Below are 16,717 nucleotides of genomic sequence, written 5' to 3'. Positions count from 1 at the left end.
CTGCCGCAGCGGCGGCCGCCTGGGCCGACCCGGGCGCGGCGGCGGGGGCGGCCTGCGCGGCGATCACCTGCGTGGCCTGGCCGCCGCGGCTGACGCGGAGCCGGCTGTCGGCCTCGGCGATCTCGATTTCCGAAAGCCCGGTCTCCTCGAGCAGCGCGGCGAGGCGGCGGATCGCCTCCTCGTCGATCTGGATACGCGTCATGACGCTCCCCTGGCTTCCGCGAGCAGCCCCGCCATCGCCTCGAGCGCGAGCGCGTAGCCGCGTGGCCCGAGCCCCGCGATCAGGCCGGTCGCCGCCTTGCCGGTGATCGAGGTCTGCCGGAAGGCCTCGCGGCGGTGGATGTTGGTCAGGTGCACCTCGATCACGGGCAGCTCGGCGGCGAGCAGCGCGTCGAGCAGGGCGACGGAGGTGTGGGTGAGCCCGGCCGGGTTGATCACGATGCCGGCAGCACGTCCGCGGCACTGCTGCACCCAGGTGATCAGCTCGCCCTCGAGGTTCGACTGGCGGAACTCGACGGAAAGGCCGAGCTCGGCCCCACGCCGCTCCGCCAGCGCCTGGACGTCGGCCAGGGTGGCACGGCCGTAGATCTCGGGCTGGCGAAGGCCGAGCATGTTGAGGTTGGGGCCGTTCAGGACGGCGACGATCGGGCGAGGCTTCGGCACCGCTGATCCCATGGCGATTGTTCGGCCGGGGCACCTAGCACGCGGCTTGGGCGCGCCGCAATGCACCGCCGGACCAGCCGGGTTGCCCCCTCGCCTCGCGGTCAGGGGAAGGCTATCTCTCCGCGATGACGCTATCCGAGCTGCTCTCCCTTCTCGCCATCATCGTCCTTCTCTTCCTGTCGGCGCTGTTCTCCGGCAGTGAGACCGCCTTCACCGGCTCCTCGCGGGCCTACATCACCCGCCTCGCGCGGGCCGGAGACCGTCGGGCGACCCGGCTCGGCGCCATGCGCGAGCGGAAGGACCGGCTGATCGCGGCGCTGCTCGTCGGCAACAACCTGGTCAACACCACCGCGACGGCGCTGGCCTCCGCCCTCCTGATCGCCTGGTTCGGCGCCGAGGGCGTCGTCTACGCCTCCCTGGTCATGACGGTTACGCTCGTGATCCTCAGCGAGGTGCTGCCCAAGACCTACGCGATTCAGCACCCGGACTCGACCGCGCTCCGGGCGACCCCGATGCTCGCGCTGACGCTTCGCCTGTTCGGGCCTGTCGCGCGGGTCGTCAACTGGCTGGTGGCGGCGATCCTCAGCGTGTTCGGCGTCAAGGTCGCGACCGGGGAGAGGGCCCAGACCGACGAGGACCTGCGCGGCGTGATCGCGCTGCACGGGCTCGGCGAGGCCGATGACGCCGCCATCGAGGAGCGCCGGATGCTGCACGGCGTGCTCGAGCTCGACGAGATGACGGTGGCCGACGTGATGACGCATCGGCGGCGGATCGTCGGCATCGATGCGGATGCGCCCCCGGCGAAGCGGCTCGAGCGGCTGCTCACGTCGCCCTATTCCCGCATCCCCCTCTGGCGCGCGGACGGGCAGGAGATTATCGGCGTCGTCGACGTTAAGGCGGCGCTTCGGGCGCTGCAGGCGGTCGGCGGCGACCCCGCGCGGCTCGACCTCGCCGCGATCGCAGAACGTGTTCCGGTGGTCCCCGAGGTGCGCCCCCTGTTCGACCAGCTCCAGGAATTCCGGCGCACCCACCGCCACATCGCCCTGGTGCTCGACGAGTACGGCCAGCTCCGCGGCCTTCTGACCCTCGAGGACGTGATCGAGGTGATCGTCGGCGAGATCTCCGAGCGCGGCGAGAGCATCCTCGCAGACAGCGTGACCGACGAGGGGGCGATCGAGGTGCGTGGCGACACCCGCGTGCGCGACCTCAACCGCGAGCTTGACTGGCATCTGCCGGAGGACGAGGCGGCGACGGTGGCGGGCCTCGTCCTGCATGTCGCGCGCGGCCTGCCGACGATCGGCACGACGGTGTCGGCCTCCGGCTACGACCTGACCGTGACCGAGCTGCGCGGCCGGCGCATCACAGCCGTGCGGATCGCCGTGCCGACGACCACCCCGGGGGCGTGAGCGGGACTTGCCCGGCGCCGCTCGGCTACCCCATATCGCGGACATGTCCGCACCCGGAAGAAACCCGCTTTCCGTCACCGTCAACGGCGAGGCGCGCCGGTTCGACGCGCCGCTCGACGTCTCGGGACTTCTCGCCGCGCTCGGGCTGCCGCAGCAGAAGGTGGCGGTCGAGCGCAATCTCGAGATCGTGCCGAAATCGGCCTACGGCACCACCGCGCTGGTCGACGGCGACAGGATCGAGATCGTCCATTTCATCGGCGGCGGCGATGCCGCGCCGGCCGAGGAGGACAGCTGGGAGGTCGCGGGGCTCCGCTTCCGCTCCCGCCTTCTCGTCGGCACCGGTCGCTACAAGGACCTCGAGGAGACGGCCGCTGCCATCGCCGCCTCGGGGGCAGAGATCGTCACGGTCGCGGTGCGCCGGGTGAACCTGTCGGACCCGTCCGCGCCGATGCTGCAGGACTACGTCCCGCCCGACCGCTACACCTACCTTCCCAACACGGCCGGATGCCACACGGCGGAGGACGCGGTGCGCACGCTCAGGCTCGCGCGCGAGGCGGGGGGCTGGAACCTCGTGAAGCTCGAGGTGCTCGGGCCGCCGCCGCATCTCTACCCGGACATGGCCGAGACGCTTCGCGCCGCCGAGGTGCTGATCCGCGACGGGTTCAAGGTGATGGTCTACTGCGCCGATGACCCGGTCGCGGCGAAGCGGCTCGAGGAGATGGGGTGCGTGGCGATCATGCCGCTCGGCGCGCCGATCGGCTCGGGCCTCGGCATCCAGAACCGTGTGACGATCCGGCTCATCGTCGAGCAGGCGAAGGTGCCGGTGCTCGTCGATGCCGGCGTCGGCACGGCGTCCGACGCCGCGATCGCGATGGAGCTCGGCTGCGACGCGGTGCTGCTCAACAGCGCCATTGCGCATGCGCGCGACCCGATCCGCATGGCGCGGGCGATGAAGTCGGCGGTGGAGGCGGGGCGTGACGCGTATCTCGCCGGGCGCATGCCGAGGCGCCTCGCTGCCGACCCGTCGAGCCCGCTTGCCGGCCTGATCTAGGGCCGACCGCCGCGCGACTCGGGGCGGGAGCCATCGCCCGCCGTCGAACGGGCAATTCCTTCGCGCCATCGTGTGCTCAGGCGGACCAGGAATGGCGGTTATGCGCCACCTTGGGGCCGTGACGTGGGGTCACCCCAGCCTTGCATGGCCCGGGCCCCATTTTTTCCTTCACCGACAGGGGGATCGGCCTTATATCCCCCTCAGACGCAGCAACGCACGTGCCTCTGGCCCCTCGGGGTTTACGCAACGACGTCAAGCGTTCTGGCAGCCGACCGGGGTTCGTCCTCGGGGACGCTGGTTCGTTCGACCGTTCGTCAACCTGGAGGTGTCGCCGTCTACAGGCGCCTCCGCTGGAGTGAGGGGAGGGCCTGTGCGATGACCCCAAAGGTCGCGCGCTTTCTCGATGACGTGCGTCCCGCGACGCCGTGCCTCGTTCTCGACGTGGATCGCGTCGAGGAAAATTTCCGTGCGCTGTCGCAGGCACTGCCACTCGCGCGCATCTACTACGCCGTGAAGGCCAACCCCGCCGCCCCGATCCTCGACCGCCTGGTCGGGCTCGGCTCGGCGTTCGACGCCGCTTCGTGGGAAGAGATCGCGATGTGCCTCGAGGCGGGCGCCGACGCGGCCGACATCTCGTTCGGCAACACGGTGAAGAAGGAGAGCGCGATCGTCCGCGCCTTCGACGCCGGCGTGCGCATGTTCGCCTTCGACAGCGAGGGCGAGCTCGAGAAGCTCGCGCGCTCGGCCCCGGGCGCGAAGGTCTACTGCCGCCTGCTCGTGGAGAACGAGGGGGCCGACTGGCCGCTGAGCCGCAAGTTCGGCTGTTCGGTCGAGACCGCGCGCGACCTCATGCTCCGCGCCAAGGACCTCGGGCTCGACCCCTACGGCCTCTCGTTCCACGTGGGCTCGCAGCAGCGCGACGCGGTGGCCTACGAGGCGGCGATCGCCAAGGTCGGCATGCTGTTCACCGATCTCTCCGAGCGCGGCGTGAACCTGCGCATGGTGAACCTCGGCGGCGGCTTCCCGGTCCGGTATAGCAACGACGTGCCGGGCATCGACCACTTCGCCAACACCATCATGGCGGCGATGACCAAGGCCTTCGGCAACGCGATCCCCGAGATGATCGTCGAGCCTGGCCGCTTCATCGTCGGCGATGCGGGCGTGGTGTCGTCCGAGGTCGTGCTGGTCAGCCGGAAGGCCAAGGACGACCCGGTGCGCTGGGTGTATCTCGACATCGGCCGGTTCGGCGGTCTCGCCGAGACGGAAGGCGAGAGCATCAAGTACCGGCTCCGCACGCCGCATGACGGCGGCCGCATGGGGCCGGTGGCGATCGCGGGCCCGACCTGCGACGGCGCCGACATCCTGTACGAGAAGGCGAACTATCGCCTGCCACTCGCGCTGAAGTCGGGCGACCGGCTCGACCTTCTCTCCGCCGGCGCCTACGTGACGACCTACGCGGCGCAGAGCTTCAACGGCTTCCAACCGCTCGCCGAGCACTACATCTGATCGGCGCGCCATGATTACGAAGCGAGGGTGACGAAGCCGGGTGTGACGGAACCAGGATGACGAACGGGAGGGGGGCTTCGGCCCCCCTCCTCTCGTTTCAGCCTGGAGCGCGCCTGGATCGGGCGATCGCCTCACGCAGCTGGTCGAGCCCCACCGCACCGGGCAGCACCTCATTGCCCACCACATAGGCCGGCGTTCCCTGCACGCCGAGCGCCTGGGCGAGCCGCAGGTTGGCCTCGATCCTCTGCCCGATCGCCGGGTCGGCCATGTCGCGGCGGAGCCTGTCGCGGTCGAGCCGCAGCTCTCCCGCGAGTTGCATGATCGCGGCCTCCGTCGGCTCGCCGCGGAGCGCCATCAGTCCATCGTGCATCTCCGCATATTTGCCCTGCCTCTGTGCGGCGAGCGCCGCGCGCGCGGCCGTGACCGAGGCCGGCCCGAGGATCGGGATGTCGACGAGCACCACCCGCACCCCGCGATCGGCGCCGAGAAGCTCCGTGATCACCGGGCTCATCCGCTTGCAGTAGGGGCAGCGGTAGTCGAAGAACTCGACGATCGTGGCCGTCGGCCGCTCGGCTCCCTTCGCCGGCAACGTGGCGTCGTTCAGAAGCGCATCGCGGTTGGCGACGATGGCTCCCCGCGCGGCCTCGCGCTCGCGCGCCATGTCGCGGGCCTGCAGCGCTGCAATGGCCTCCTCGAGGATCGTGGGGTCGTTCCGCAGCGCCTCGCGGATGATCTCGACGATCGCTGCGCGCTGCTGCGGAGTGAAGGACGTGGCGCCCTGGGCCGCGGCCGGGAGCGGAAGCAGGCAGGTCGCGGCAAGCGCCGCGATACGGATGAACTGTCTCATTGGCGGCGCCGTCTCTCCTCCCGTTCGATCCGCGCGGCATTGGCGAGGTCCTGCGCGCGAAGCTTCCCCGGCCCGGGCGGCAGCAGCCGTTCCGCCCGCGCCGCCATCTGCCGCTGTGTCAGGAGGTCGCCGTTCAGGGCGGCCTCCTCCGCCAGGGCAAGCGTGGCGAGCCCCTCCTCGCCGAGCCTGCCGCGGGCCATGCCCAGCGTGTGCCAGGCCATGGCGAGGCTGTTGTCGAGCCTCAGCGCCGCCTCGGCCTCGGCTGCGGCGGCGCGGAGCTGCGCCGGTTCCTCGAGGGACAGTAGCACGCGCGCGAGGCCTGAGCGGATCAGCGGCTCGGCCGGGGCGAGCCGAACGGCCTGGCGGTAGGGCTCGACCGCCTCGCGGTTCCGCCCCGAGCCCTCGAACAGCACTTGGCCCTTCACCTCATGCAGCCAGGGCGAGGACGGGTTGGCGGCGATCAGCCTGTCGATCTCGGCCACGGCCTCGTCGATCCGCCCTGCCCGGAAGGTCTGGATCGCGCGGGCATAGCGCGCGGGCTCGGACATGTCGTCGCGCGGATACTCGCGCTGGATCGCCGCGCCGCTCTCGAGGAAGCCGAACAACTTGGCGCGCACCATCGCGAAGGAGCGGTCCATGTCCCCGGGCAGAGCCCCGTCGCGCCCGCGGGCGGCGATCCTCTCGCGGATGAAGTCGATCCTGTCCCGCGTCAGCGGGTGGGTACGCATGTACGGGTCCTGTCGGTCGGCGATCATCAGCTCCTGGCCCTGCAGCCGCTCCATCAGGTCGAGCAGGCCAGAGACCGGCCAGTTGAGCCGGTTCAGCAGGTTCACGGCGGTGTGATCGGCGGCGTTTTCCTGCGTGCGGGTGAAGCTGAACAGCTCGCGCAGCGCCATCGAGGTGCCGGCGACGGCGCCCACGCCCGCCGCCGCGCCCTGGCCGGTGGCAACCGCTGCGCCCATGCCGAGCAGGCTCGCCACTACCGCACGGATCTGCGCGTTGCGGATCTCCTCCGGCAGCCGCGCGATGTGTCCGCCGACCACGTGGCCCGTCTCGTGTGCGAGCACGCCGGCCACCTCGCCGACCGACCCGGCCTGCATGATCAGCCCAGTGTGGATGAACATGCGGTTGCCGGTGGTGACGAAGGCGTTTATCGAGCGATCCCTGATGATGGTGACGCGCACGAATCCCCGGCTCAGCCCGGCGGCATTGAACAACGGCCCGTAGATGGACCGCAGCAGCGTTTCCGTCTCCGCGTCGCGGATGATCGTGACGGTGCCGCGCCCCTGCGCCGCGGCGCCCGGCGCGAAGCCCACGGCAAGAGCAAGCGAGGCGGCGAGCGCGGCGGCGAGCGCACGGGCCCGACCGGCAAAGGCATGACGTCTCATGGGGCCAATATAGTGCGGCGCCGCTCGAAGTCCCTCATCGCGGTCCTGTGTGCCCTCTCGGTCGCCGGCTGCGGCTCCTGGTCCGACGCCCTGCTCGGCTCCAGCAGGCCGGCCGAGGGCACGCCCGGCTTCGTTCGCGGCTTCCTCGGCGGCGTCGTGGCGGACGAGCCGCGCGCGGCGCTGGCCGGGCGCGACGTGCTCGCCTCGGGTGGCTCTGCCGTCGATGCCGCCGTCACGGTCGGGTTCATGCTCGGCGTGACGATGCCCTCCCGCGCCTCCCTCGCCGGCGGCGGGGTGTGCCTCGCCTTCGATCCGCGCCGCAGCGAGACGATCAGCGTCCAGTTCCTGCCAACCGCCCCCGCCGTGATCGCGCCGGGGTCGGACCGGCCGGCAGCCCTTCCCGGCACGCCGCGCGGGCTGTTCGCGCTGCATTCGCGGCTGGGCCGGCTTCCCTTCGAGCGGGTGATCGCCCCTGCCGAGCAGGCAGCGCGCTTCGGCACGCCCGTCTCCCGTGCCTTCGCCACCGACCTTGCGGCCGTGTGGCCGCCCTTCTCGGCCGACCCGCAGGCGCGCGAGATCTTCGGCAAGTCCGGCGGGTCGCAGGCGCTCGCCGAAGGCGACATGCTGACCCAGGTCGAGCTCGCGAACCTGATCGGCCAGATCAGGAGCCAGGGTGTCGGCGATTTCTACCAGGGCTCGCTCGCCCGCCGCGTGGCGGACGCGACCGCCGCGGCAGGCGGCGCGCTGAGCGTGGACGAGCTTCGCTCCACCCTGCCCCGCGCCGCCTTCGCCGAGACGGTCTCCTTCGGCTCGGACACGCTCGCCGTCTCGCCGGTCGGCGGCTCGGTGGGGGCTGCGGTGATGATGCAGCGTCTTCGCGCGCGCGTCTCCGTCGAGGAGGCCGCGCAGGCCGCCCTCGCCGCTGCCGCCGCAGCCCGCGCCGGCACGCCGCCTTCGGCCCTGCTTGCCTCGACGGCACCCGCCGGCGGCTCCCTGCCGCCCGTGCTCGGCGCGACGACGGGCTTCGCGGTGCTCGATCGCGACGGTCAGGCCGTGGCCTGCTCGATGACCATGAACAACCTCTTCGGCACCGGGCGGATCGCCCCGACCTTCGGGCTTCTCCTGGCGGCAGCCCCTGGCATCGGCCAGGTTCCGCCAGCGCTGCCGTCGCTCGTGATGGTGACGAACCCCAGCACGAGGGCGTTCCGGCTTGCCGCCGTCTCCTCCGGCGGCGAGGGCGCACCCGTGGCACTCGGGATCGCCGCCTCGCAGGCGATGGCAGGCGCATCGGCCCAGGCCGCCGTCGCCGCGCCCCGGACCCTGCGCGGGGCGGAGGACACGACCAGCCGCGTCAACCTCATCTCCTGCTCGCGCTACCTGCCCGGGAGCAACGCGAGCTGCAGCTGGGCGCCCGATCCGCGCGGCAACGGCCTCGCGCTCGGCGCAGACTGATGCCCCTCAAGGCCCCCTCATGCTGAAGGTGGGGAGGGGGGCTAACGCCCCGCCCTTCATCGTGATGGACGTGATCGCCGCGGCGAATGCGCGCGCGGCCGCGCTCGGGCCCGGCGATCCGCGCGTCATCCGCATGGAGGTCGGCCAGCCTTCCACGGGCGCCCCCGGCGGCGCCGTCGAGGCGGCGATCGCTGCGATGCGCGAGGGCCAGACGCTCGGCTACACCGAGGCCTTCGGCATCCGCACGCTGCGCGAACGCATCGCGCGCCTCTACGGCGAACGCTATAGGCTTGCGCTTGACCCCGCCCGCGTGGCGGTGACGATGGGGGCCTCGGGGGCCTTCCCGCTCGCCTTCCTGGCCGCCTTCGACCCGGGCGACCGCGTGGCGCTGGCAAGCCCCTTCTACCCCCCTTACGTGAACATCCTTACCGCGCTCGGCCTCGAGCCGGTGATCATCGAGGCCGGCCCCGAGAGCCGCTTCCAGCCGACCGTCGCGATGCTCGAACGGCTCGACCCTCTCCCAGACGGGCTGATCGTCGCGAGCCCGTGCAACCCGGCCGGAACGATGCTGCACCGTGACGAGCTCGCCGCGCTTGCCGCCTGGTGCGATGGGCATGGCGTGCGGCTGATCTCGGACGAGATCTATCACGGCCTCACCTATGCCGAGGCCGGCACGACGGCCGTTTCCGTCTCGTCCTCGGCGGTCGTCATCAACAGCTTCTCGAAATACTGGTCGATGACGGGATGGCGCATCGGCTGGATGGTCCTGCCGGACGATCTTGTCCGTCCCGTCGAACGGCTTGCCCAGAACCTCTTCATCTCAGCCCCGGGCATTGCCCAGGTCGCTGCGCTTGCGGCGATGGAGTGCGGCGAGGAGCTCGAGGCCCATGTGCGGCGCTACGCCGCCAACCGCGCGCTTCTTCTAGAGGCACTTCCGAAGGCGGGTCTTGCCAGGCTCGCGCCAGCCGAGGGCGCGTTCTACCTCTACGCCGATGTGGGGCACCTGACGAACGACAGCGCCGCCTTCTGCGCGCGCATGCTCGCCGAGATCGGCGTCGCCGCCACGCCCGGGGTGGATTTCGACCGCACGCGCGGCGCGCGCACCGTGCGCTTCAGCTTTTGCGGCGCGACGGAGGACATGGCGGAGGCGGCGAACCGCCTCCGCCAATGGCTTGCCGCCTGAGGCTCAGTAGATCGTCGTGGCCGGCAGGCCGAGCGCCATCGCGCCGGCATAGCGCGCCTGCGGCCCCTGCCTGAGCACGTGGAACCGCGCGCCCTGGACGTCGCGGAACAGGCGCTCGAGCTCGTTTTCACGATGGAACGACGCGCCGCCCGCAAGCTCCATCGCGAGCTCGACCGTCCTGATCGCATGCTCCGCCACCAGCGTGCGGCCGGTCATGACGTCGTTGACACTCTCCGCCGAGGGGGCGTTGCGCTCGACGGCGGCGATCATCCACTCATGCGCGAGCCGTGCCGCCCGCAGCGCGGTGTCCATCCGCCCCGCGAGGTTCAGCGTGTCCTCGCTTGCCTCCCGTCGCTTGGCGATGCCGATCGCGACATCCCGCGCCCGCTCCGCCACCCCGAGATAGACGGCGTAGATCAGCGGAAAGGCGACGGTGGCGATGATCTGGAACACCGGGTGCCACTCGCCTGCGCGGCGCTTGAACGAGACCTGAGCGTCGGCGACGAACAGGTTCTCGATCATCACGTCGTTCGAGCCGGTGCCACGCATGCCGAGGGTGCGCCAGGTGTCGAGCACGGTCACCTCGGGTGCCGCCATCGGCGCGGCGAAGTGGATGACGCGGTCCTCGCCTTCCTCGTGCACGACCGCGCCGGTCATCAGGAGGTCGCCGACAGGCGAGCCTGACGTGAAGACCTTGCGTGCGGTGACGCGGTAGCCGCCCTCGACGCGCTCGGCCTTGCCCGAGCCGCCGATCCAGTCCGACCCGCCGCTCGAGAGAATGATGATACGCTTCTCGGCGATGCGGCGGAGCAGGGGCTCGACCGCCTGGACCTTCTGGTGCCGCCACCGCCAGGCGGGCACCGCGACTTGGTGGGTGTGCATGGAGAAGGCGAGCGCGGTCGAGCCGCAGCCATGCGCGAGCGTCCGAAGCATGGCGGCGAGCGTGCGGATATCTGCATCGCCGCCGCCGAGCTCGACCGGAACGCCGGCCTCGATCAGGCCCGCCTCCTTCAGGAGGGGGTAGTTGTCGGCGACAAAACGATCCGAGGCGTCGAAGGCGCCGGCCGATGCGGCGAGGGTCGGCACGAGCGCCGCGGCGCGCGTGACGATGTCTGGCCGGTCGGTAGCGACATCGTGATCCGGTTTGGCAACAGGCACTGCGATGTTCATGGCGGTCTCTCCCGTGTTGGGTGCTTGGGGCGAGACTGCGCCCGGGACGCAGCGATCCGATAGTTCACGAACTGTACTGAAACGGAAACACGGGACCCCTAGCCTCGACCCATGCGGCCTCGGCAGGCCGCCGGGCAAAGGAGCGCTGCAGATGGACGAAAAAGGCAGTTACGATCAGTTCTGCCCGGTCGCGATGGCGGCAGAGATCCTGTGCTCGCGCTGGACCATCCTCGTGCTGCGCGAGATGCTGGCGGGCACGACGAGGTTCAACGAGCTGCGCCGCGGCGTCCCGCGCATGTCTCCCGCGCTCCTGTCCAAGCGGCTCAAGGAGCTCGAGCGGGCCGGCGTGGTCGAGGCCGCGCCGAACGGTAAGGGCGTCGTCGAGTACAGGCTCTCCCCCGCCGGGGAGGAGCTTCGCCCGATCGTCTTCGGCATGGGGTTCTGGGGCCAGCGCTGGGTCGAATCCCAGCTTTCGCTGAAGAATCTCGACCCATCCCTGCTGATGTGGGACATGCGGCGGAACCTGAACCCCACGCCGCTGCCGCCGCGGCGCTGCACGATACAGTTCCAGTACCCCGAGCTTCCGGAGAAGCGGCGCGACTGGTGGCTCGTGGTCGATGGCGGGGCGACCGATCTCTGCAGCGTCGACCCTGGCTTCGAGGTCGATCTGCTGGTCATCGGCTCGCTTCGCAGCATGACGTCGGTGTGGATGGGGCTCGCCTCGGTGCGCGACGAGGTCGCCCATGGCCGGCTCGAGCTGCACGGGGACCCGGTGCTCGCGCGCTCGATCCAGCACTGGCTCGGGCTCAGCCCCTTCGCGGGCGAGACGCGGCGCGTCGCCTGACGGCTGGCCTCAGGCTGCGAGGCTGAGCCGCCCTGCCAGGGCACGCGCGATCAGCGCGGTGTCGGTCTGCTGCTCGAGGCCGGCGATGCGCCCGTGCCGAAGCCACCAGACATGCGTGAACGGCACGCTGAGGCGCTCACCGGAATGCCGCACCGTCGCGTCGTAGCGGCCGAGCGTCACCACCGCCTCGCCCGCGCTGAGGAAGCGCTCAGGTGCGGCGCGCCATTCGCTGAACACGGCCATGAGCTTGGGCCACCACACCTCGAGAACCGTCCTGCTCCCGCGATAGTGGCCGCCCACCGGAAAGCCGTCCGCCATCACCCAGTCGACCGCCTCGTCGAGCAGGGCCGGATCGCGCGTGGCGTACCAGCGGCGGATGATGGCGAGGTTGTCGTACAGGCCCGGTATGATCGGCATGGCTCAGCCCTTTCCTGGTGCGACGATGGTGAAGTAGGGCGCGGGCGGGGCCTCGGACGGGCCGGTGATCGGCGGCGCCGCGTTGCGGATGGGCGCGAGCGCCTTGAGGTACCGGGCGAGCGCGCGGGCATCGTCGTCGTTCAGCGCCGAATAGGCGTGCCAGGGCATCACCGGGGCGAGGATGCGCCCGTCCGGCCGCACGCCCGTGCGCACGGCCCGGACGATGTCGTCCACCTGCCAGGCGCCGAGGCCCGTCTCGCGGTCCGGCGTCAGGTTCGGCGGGTAGAACACGCCGAGCTCGGGAACCTGGAAGCCGATCTTGGAGCCGGCGAGGTCCCGCGCCGCATCGGGCTTGCCCATCAGGGTTCCCGGCGTGTGGCAGCCGCGGCAGTCCATGATCGCGGCGAGGTAGGCGCCGCGCGGCTCTCGCTTCTCTGGCGCCGTGACCTGCGCGCGGTCCTGCGCCAGGGCCGTGATGGCGGCGAGCGTGCCGAGGATGGCGGCGAGCGCGCCGAACGCTCCGGCCAGCTTCATGCCGCAGCGGCCGTGGTCTCGTGGCGGCCTCCGGTGAGAGGTACGAGGCATGGTCGTGTCTCCGTTCCGCTGCCGGGCCGTTTGCATCGCGCATCGGCCTCGGCGTCGCATGGAGACTGCGCGCACGACCCTGGAAGGACCATCGCCGGAACTTTCCGGATCTTTCCTGGCAGCCCTATTCGGGCACGCCTGCCTTCTCGAGCCCTGCGAGGAAGGTTTCGGCATGGGCGAAGCCGGCGAGGTTCTGGCGGAGAACCGACAGCCGGATCGGCGGGCCGACGCGATTGCGGGCCTCGATCCAGCGCCGCGCCTCCTCGGCGAGCCCGGCATGGCCGCAGGCGGAGATGAGCGTGTTGTAGTAGCCCGCGTACTCGGCGAAGGCGGCGACGGAGGCGCGAAGATGCGGCAGCGCCTCCGCCGACCGCCCGGCCGCGATCAGCGCCAGGCCATGGATGGTCGTGTAGATGCCGGCATGGCTGTCCATCGGGCTCATGCGCAGCGCCTTGGCGGTTTCCTCGAGCGCAGCCTCGGTTTGCCCGGTGCGGATCAGCGCCCAGCCGAGCGCGGTGTGGCCGAGCGCGAAGTTCGGGTTGATCTCGAGCGCTGCGCGAAGCTCGGCGATCGCCCGGTCGTGCTCGCGGGCGTTGCTGAGCGAGAGGCCGAGCGTCATGCGCGCCCAGGGCTCGGCTGGATCGAGCGCTGCGGCGGTCTCGGCATGGCGGGCCGCGTCCCGGTAGCCCTCCTCGCTGTCGGGCCACCAGTAGCAGAGCGTCGCCCACCACACCGCCCAGCCAAGCATGGCGTGGGCTCGCGCATAGCCAGGCTCGAGTGCGATGGCCTCGGCGAGCAGCGCGCGCGCCTGCTCGTTCTCCCGCCGGCCCACGCGGGTGATCAGCCCCATCGCGCGCACGACGAGACCCCAGGCATCGATGCTGCCAGGCGGCGCGGCGGCGGCGCGCAAGCCTTCCTCCGCGTAGAGATGCGGCTCGATCGCGGCCACGACATGGGAGGTGATCTCGTCCTGCACCGCGAAGATATCGCCGAGCGCGCGGTCGTACTTCTCGGCCCACAGATGCTTGCCCGTGGCTGCATCGATGAGCTGGCCGGTGATGCGGATGCGCTCGCCGGCGAGCCGGACGCTGCCCTCGAGCACGTAGCGCACGCCGAGCTCGCGCGCGACCTCGCGCACGTCCACCGCGCGGCCCTTGTAGGTGAAGGCGGAGTTGCGCGCGATCACGAACAGCCAGCGAAGCCGAGAGAGCGCGGTGGTGATGTCCTCCACAAGCCCGTCCGCGATGAAGTCTCGGCCTTCTTCCGCGCTCATCGTGGTGAAGGGCAGAACCGCGATGGACGGACCTGACGGCGCCGCCGGGCGAGGCGGCGGGGCGGGAGCCTGCCCGCGCAGCAGAAGCCCGGTGTGCTTCTCGACGATCGCGAGCGTGCGGTCGGAGAAGAGGCCGATGAGCAGCTTGTCGACCGTCGAGCGGCCGAGCTTCGTCTCGTGCGCGAAGCGGTCGCGCGAGATCCGCTCGCGCGCCAGATGGTCGCGCACGGCCTGGGCGACGCGCCTCGTCTCCTCGCTCATCGACCGCCCGCTTCCGCTCCCCTCATCCGCCGACGGCGCTGTCGAAGCCCGCCGCCACGGCCTCCTCCGGCGGCGCCTCGCCGGAGAAGATCGCGAACCCATCGACGCCCTGCGCGACCGACATTGCGCGGCCCGGAACGAGATGCGCCCCCACCGCCTTCGCTGCGGCGAGCAACGGCGTCAGCGGTGGATGATAGACCGCATCGGCGACGAACATCTCGCGGCGAATGAGCGCTGCGGGGACGGGCGAGCGCGTGTCCGGCAGCATGCCGACGGGCGAGGCGTTGACGATGCCGGCCGCACCCGCGACCGCTTGGGCCACATCCGGAACGATGCGCACGCGGTCCTCGCCCAGCGCGCCCGCGAGCGAGGCGCAGCGGGCCGGGTCGGGGTCGACGACGCGGAGTTCGCGCGCGCCGGCCTGGAGCAGCCCCCAGCCCATCGCCCGGCCCGCCCCGCCCGCGCCGATCAGCGCCACGGGCCCGGCCGCCAGCCGATCGCCGAGCGAGGCGGCGACGCGCGCATAGCCCGTTGCGTCTGTGTTGTGGCCAGACAGCGTACCGTCCTCCTCCACGCGGATGACGTTCACGGCCCGGAGGCTCGCAGCACCGTCGGACAGGCGGTCGATGAAGGGCAGAACCGCTTCCTTGTAGGGAAAGGTGACGTTGATGCCGCCGAACCCGGTGAGGCGGATCGCCTCGATGATGCGGCCGAGCGTCGCCGCGTCGGCCGCCTCGAAGGGAAGGAGCTGGTAATGCACGCGGATGCCGAGCGCGGCGCCGGCCTGCTCCATCATCGCAGGCGCGGCGGAATGCGCGATCGGATAGCCGAGCAGGCCGAGCAGCAGTTTCCTCGGCGGTGCGGTCATGCGTGGCGTCCTTGCGGTTTTCGGCGAAGCATCGGCGCGGATGCTGGCCTAGGGTGGCGCGATGTCAACGCCGGCCGCGCTCGCACGCCTCGCCTCCCTGATCGCCGACCCTGCCCGCGCAGCGATGGTGCAGGCGATGATGAGCGGCCAGGCGCTGACGGCGGGCGAGCTTGCCCGCGCCGGGTCCGTCACGCCGCCGACTGCGACGGCGCATCTCGCGAAGCTCGTCGATGGCGGGCTCGTTGCCGTCCACGCGCAGGGCCGCCACCGCTTCTTCCGCATCGCCGACGCCGCAGCGGCCGCGGCGCTGGAAGGCATGATGGTGGCCGCCCATTCTCCGCGCGCGCCCTGGCCGCATGGCGAGGGGTTGCGGGACGCGCGCACCTGCTGGGACCACCTTGCGGGGCGCCTCGGCGTTGCTCTGCATGCGGCACTTCTGGCGCAGCGCCTGCTGCGCCCCGCTGCCGGTGGCTGGGAGGCGACGGAGGCTGGGCAAGCGCGGCTGGCGTCGATCGGCGTGGATGTCGAGGCCGCGCGCCGCGCGTCGCGCTTCGCCTGCGACTGCATGGACTGGTCCGAGCGCGTGCCGCATCTCGGCGGCGGGCTTGCCCGCGCGCTCTGCACCGCCTGCATCGAGCGGGGCTGGGTCAGGCGCGGCAGCGGCGAGGGGCTCGCCCGCCGCCTCGCCACCGTCACGCCGGAAGGGGCGCGGGCGCTGCGCGAGACGCTCGGCCTCGCCTGGCCGCCCGCGCGGGCTGCTACCTGACGTCGGTCCGATACGTCTTGGTCACGATCCGCCAGCCCTCGAAGCCATCGAGATCGGGGAAGCGGCAGAGCGTCAGGTAGTCGGTGAAGAACTGCGGCGGCACGGCGCATTCGACCTTGGCGAGCGCCGTCTCGGGACCGGAGAAGTCGATCGTGACGACGCGATCGTGCCGTGGCATGCCCTGCGATTTCGGGCTCTTGCGCGCGCGCATGCGGCCGAACACGTCGGCGAGCGGCTCGGAGACGGGGCGGTCGGCGCGCACGGTGTGGAAGCGGCACTCGGGATGGAACACGGCTTCCCACGCGGCGATGTCGCCTTCGTAGAGCCCGTCGAAATAGCGTCCGAGCAGCGCCTCGACGGCGCGCACCGGGCTCGAGATCGGCTTCTCGGCTGTCATCGTCTTCTCCCTATCGTTTCCACCAGCCGCGCCTCTTCGGCGCCTCCGCGGCCGCCGCGTCGATGACGATGGGCTTCACCTCCATCGAGGCGATGGGGCCCTGCGGCGGCGGTTCGGGCTGCGGCTCGTGCGCGGGCTCGGCCGGCGCGACGGAAGAGGCCGGGGCCCCGGCGGCCATCTCGGGTTCAGCCTGCGCCGGGGTCTGCGTCGGGGCCTGCATCGGAGCTTGCGCCTGCGCCTCGGGCGCAGCGGGTGGCTCGGCCGGCGGCGCGGCTTCGGCCATCTCCGGTGCCGCTGCCGCGGTGGCCGGCTCCGCGGCCAATTCCTCCTCTGGCGGGGGAAGCGTCACGTCCGGCTCGGGGATGCCTTCGCTGCCTGCCACCAGGTCCCGCTCGATCGCATCAAACAGGTCGAAGCTCGTCTCGTCTCCGAACGGGTTGGCGGGTGTGGCGCCCTGGAACATCGGGCGCGGCGGGGCGGGGGGCGGGGCGTCTGCGCCCGGGGCCTCGGCTCCCGTCTCGTCCTCGCGGCGACGCCTCCTGCCGCCGCGTCGGCCACGGCGGCGCCGCGCGCGTCCCTCCTCGTCGGTCTCGCCGCCTGGCTCGGCACCCTGCGGCTCGGCCTCGCCCGCGTCAGGCGT

At 71.6% G+C, this 16,717-nt stretch carries 16 protein-coding genes and 2 pseudogenes; 7 read left to right on the top strand and 11 right to left on the bottom strand.

What is annotated here, in order from left to right; genetic code table 11:
- Positions 1 to 202, bottom strand: a pseudogene (locus tag FIF60_RS20150) (acetyl-CoA carboxylase biotin carboxyl carrier protein); the annotation flags it as partial.
- Positions 199 to 663, bottom strand: a complete 465-nt coding sequence (gene aroQ, locus FIF60_RS20145; protein WP_275426728.1) for a type II 3-dehydroquinate dehydratase — start codon at positions 661 to 663, stop codon at positions 199 to 201. The gene aroQ and the pseudogene FIF60_RS20150, both read right to left, overlap by 4 nt.
- A gap of 125 nt (positions 664 to 788) precedes the next feature.
- Here aroQ and FIF60_RS20140 point away from each other — a divergent pair, with 125 nt between their 5' ends.
- The 3 genes from FIF60_RS20140 (at position 789) to FIF60_RS20130 (ending at position 4,626) form a co-directional block, all read left to right on the top strand.
- Entirely contained in the window at positions 789 to 2,069 is a 1,281-nt protein-coding gene (locus tag FIF60_RS20140; protein WP_144300086.1) for an HlyC/CorC family transporter, read from the top strand.
- Between the two features lie 43 nt (positions 2,070 to 2,112).
- Positions 2,113 to 3,120, top strand: a complete 1,008-nt coding sequence (gene thiS, locus FIF60_RS20135) for a sulfur carrier protein ThiS (RefSeq protein WP_144300085.1) — start codon at positions 2,113 to 2,115, stop codon at positions 3,118 to 3,120.
- Positions 3,121 to 3,495: 375 nt separating this feature from the next.
- Positions 3,496 to 4,626, top strand: coding sequence for a type III PLP-dependent enzyme (locus FIF60_RS20130; protein ID WP_144300084.1), 1,131 nt, complete (start codon positions 3,496 to 3,498; stop codon positions 4,624 to 4,626).
- 97 nt (positions 4,627 to 4,723) lie between these two features.
- Here the strand turns inward: FIF60_RS20130 and FIF60_RS20125 are convergent, their stop codons facing one another.
- The gene (locus tag FIF60_RS20125; RefSeq protein ID WP_144300083.1) at positions 4,724 to 5,473 is read right to left on the bottom strand and encodes a DsbA family protein; all 750 of its coding nucleotides are present in this window, start codon (positions 5,471 to 5,473) and stop codon (positions 4,724 to 4,726) included.
- On the bottom strand, positions 5,470 to 6,861 hold the full coding sequence (locus tag FIF60_RS20120) for a M48 family metalloprotease (protein ID WP_144300082.1): 1,392 nt from the start codon (positions 6,859 to 6,861) through the stop codon (positions 5,470 to 5,472). Before FIF60_RS20120 ends, FIF60_RS20125 begins: the two co-directional genes overlap by 4 nt.
- On the opposite strand from FIF60_RS20120, the gene FIF60_RS20115 reads away from it, so the two are divergent.
- Together FIF60_RS20115 and FIF60_RS20110 are read left to right on the top strand one after the other, a co-directional pair.
- Positions 6,850 to 8,313 carry a gamma-glutamyltransferase gene (locus tag FIF60_RS20115; protein ID WP_144300081.1) on the top strand — a complete coding sequence of 488 codons (1,464 nt, stop codon included), beginning with the start codon at positions 6,850 to 6,852 and terminating at the stop codon, positions 8,311 to 8,313. The two genes, FIF60_RS20120 and FIF60_RS20115, sit on opposite strands and share 12 nt — an antisense overlap.
- Positions 8,314 to 8,332: 19 nt before the next feature.
- Positions 8,333 to 9,496 carry a pyridoxal phosphate-dependent aminotransferase gene (locus FIF60_RS20110; RefSeq protein ID WP_144300080.1) on the top strand — a complete coding sequence of 388 codons (1,164 nt, stop codon included), beginning with the start codon at positions 8,333 to 8,335 and terminating at the stop codon, positions 9,494 to 9,496.
- Between the two features lie 3 nt (positions 9,497 to 9,499).
- On the opposite strand, the gene FIF60_RS20105 is transcribed toward FIF60_RS20110, so the two are convergent.
- Positions 9,500 to 10,666, bottom strand: coding sequence for an acyl-CoA dehydrogenase family protein (locus tag FIF60_RS20105; RefSeq protein ID WP_144300079.1), 1,167 nt, complete (start codon positions 10,664 to 10,666; stop codon positions 9,500 to 9,502).
- 151 nt (positions 10,667 to 10,817) lie between these two features.
- On the opposite strand from FIF60_RS20105, the gene FIF60_RS20100 reads away from it, so the two are divergent.
- Positions 10,818 to 11,510, top strand: a complete 693-nt coding sequence (locus tag FIF60_RS20100; protein ID WP_144300078.1) for a winged helix-turn-helix transcriptional regulator — start codon at positions 10,818 to 10,820, stop codon at positions 11,508 to 11,510.
- Positions 11,511 to 11,519: 9 nt separating this feature from the next.
- Here FIF60_RS20100 and FIF60_RS20095 read toward each other — a convergent pair whose 3' ends face one another.
- From FIF60_RS20095 to FIF60_RS20080, 4 genes are all read right to left on the bottom strand, one after another.
- Positions 11,520 to 11,927, bottom strand: a complete 408-nt coding sequence (locus tag FIF60_RS20095; protein ID WP_144300077.1) for a nuclear transport factor 2 family protein — start codon at positions 11,925 to 11,927, stop codon at positions 11,520 to 11,522.
- 3 nt (positions 11,928 to 11,930) lie between these two features.
- The gene (locus FIF60_RS20090) at positions 11,931 to 12,461 is read right to left on the bottom strand and encodes a c-type cytochrome (RefSeq protein ID WP_144300076.1); all 531 of its coding nucleotides are present in this window, start codon (positions 12,459 to 12,461) and stop codon (positions 11,931 to 11,933) included.
- A gap of 175 nt (positions 12,462 to 12,636) precedes the next feature.
- Positions 12,637 to 14,046 (bottom strand): tetratricopeptide repeat protein, encoded by a 1,410-nt coding sequence (locus tag FIF60_RS20085; protein WP_144300075.1) that lies wholly within the window; start codon positions 14,044 to 14,046, stop codon positions 12,637 to 12,639.
- Between the two features lie 22 nt (positions 14,047 to 14,068).
- Entirely contained in the window at positions 14,069 to 14,914 is an 846-nt protein-coding gene (locus FIF60_RS20080; protein ID WP_144300074.1) for a shikimate dehydrogenase, read from the bottom strand.
- 61 nt (positions 14,915 to 14,975) lie between these two features.
- Between FIF60_RS20080 and FIF60_RS20075 the strand changes: the two genes are divergently transcribed.
- Positions 14,976 to 15,680 (top strand): ArsR/SmtB family transcription factor, encoded by a 705-nt coding sequence (locus tag FIF60_RS20075; protein WP_144300073.1) that lies wholly within the window; start codon positions 14,976 to 14,978, stop codon positions 15,678 to 15,680.
- Here the strand turns inward: FIF60_RS20075 and FIF60_RS20070 are convergent.
- Both FIF60_RS20070 and FIF60_RS21770 read right to left on the bottom strand, forming a co-directional pair.
- Complete coding sequence (locus tag FIF60_RS20070; protein ID WP_144300072.1) at positions 15,673 to 16,077, bottom strand: nuclear transport factor 2 family protein; 405 nt, start codon at positions 16,075 to 16,077, stop codon at positions 15,673 to 15,675. The two genes, FIF60_RS20075 and FIF60_RS20070, sit on opposite strands and share 8 nt — an antisense overlap.
- A 10-nt stretch (positions 16,078 to 16,087) precedes the next feature.
- Positions 16,088 to 16,717 (bottom strand): annotated as a pseudogene (locus FIF60_RS21770) (hypothetical protein); the annotation flags it as partial.

Source organism: Elioraea rosea (assembly GCF_007644105.1).
GTDB lineage: Bacteria > Pseudomonadota > Alphaproteobacteria > Acetobacterales > Acetobacteraceae > Elioraea_A > Elioraea_A rosea.
Note: the sequence above shows the minus strand (reverse complement) of the source record. Positions and strands in the feature narration are given on the sequence as shown.

Coding starts and splice junctions, on each gene's coding strand:
- FIF60_RS20140 (WP_144300086.1), top strand. CDS start 789: ATGACGCTATCCGAGCTGCTCTCCCTTCTCGCCATCATCGTCCTTCTC.
- thiS (WP_144300085.1), top strand. CDS start 2,113: ATGTCCGCACCCGGAAGAAACCCGCTTTCCGTCACCGTCAACGGCGAG.
- FIF60_RS20130 (WP_144300084.1), top strand. CDS start 3,496: ATGACCCCAAAGGTCGCGCGCTTTCTCGATGACGTGCGTCCCGCGACG.
- FIF60_RS20125 (WP_144300083.1), bottom strand. CDS start 5,473: ATGAGACAGTTCATCCGTATCGCGGCGCTTGCCGCGACCTGCCTGCTT.
- FIF60_RS20115 (WP_144300081.1), top strand. CDS start 6,850: ATGACGTCTCATGGGGCCAATATAGTGCGGCGCCGCTCGAAGTCCCTC.
- FIF60_RS20120 (WP_144300082.1), bottom strand. CDS start 6,861: ATGAGACGTCATGCCTTTGCCGGTCGGGCCCGTGCGCTCGCCGCCGCG.
- FIF60_RS20110 (WP_144300080.1), top strand. CDS start 8,333: ATGCTGAAGGTGGGGAGGGGGGCTAACGCCCCGCCCTTCATCGTGATG.
- FIF60_RS20105 (WP_144300079.1), bottom strand. CDS start 10,666: ATGAACATCGCAGTGCCTGTTGCCAAACCGGATCACGATGTCGCTACC.
- FIF60_RS20100 (WP_144300078.1), top strand. CDS start 10,818: ATGGACGAAAAAGGCAGTTACGATCAGTTCTGCCCGGTCGCGATGGCG.
- FIF60_RS20095 (WP_144300077.1), bottom strand. CDS start 11,927: ATGCCGATCATACCGGGCCTGTACGACAACCTCGCCATCATCCGCCGC.
- FIF60_RS20090 (WP_144300076.1), bottom strand. CDS start 12,461: ATGAAGCTGGCCGGAGCGTTCGGCGCGCTCGCCGCCATCCTCGGCACG.
- FIF60_RS20085 (WP_144300075.1), bottom strand. CDS start 14,046: ATGAGCGAGGAGACGAGGCGCGTCGCCCAGGCCGTGCGCGACCATCTG.
- FIF60_RS20080 (WP_144300074.1), bottom strand. CDS start 14,914: ATGACCGCACCGCCGAGGAAACTGCTGCTCGGCCTGCTCGGCTATCCG.
- FIF60_RS20075 (WP_144300073.1), top strand. CDS start 14,976: ATGTCAACGCCGGCCGCGCTCGCACGCCTCGCCTCCCTGATCGCCGAC.
- FIF60_RS20070 (WP_144300072.1), bottom strand. CDS start 16,077: ATGACAGCCGAGAAGCCGATCTCGAGCCCGGTGCGCGCCGTCGAGGCG.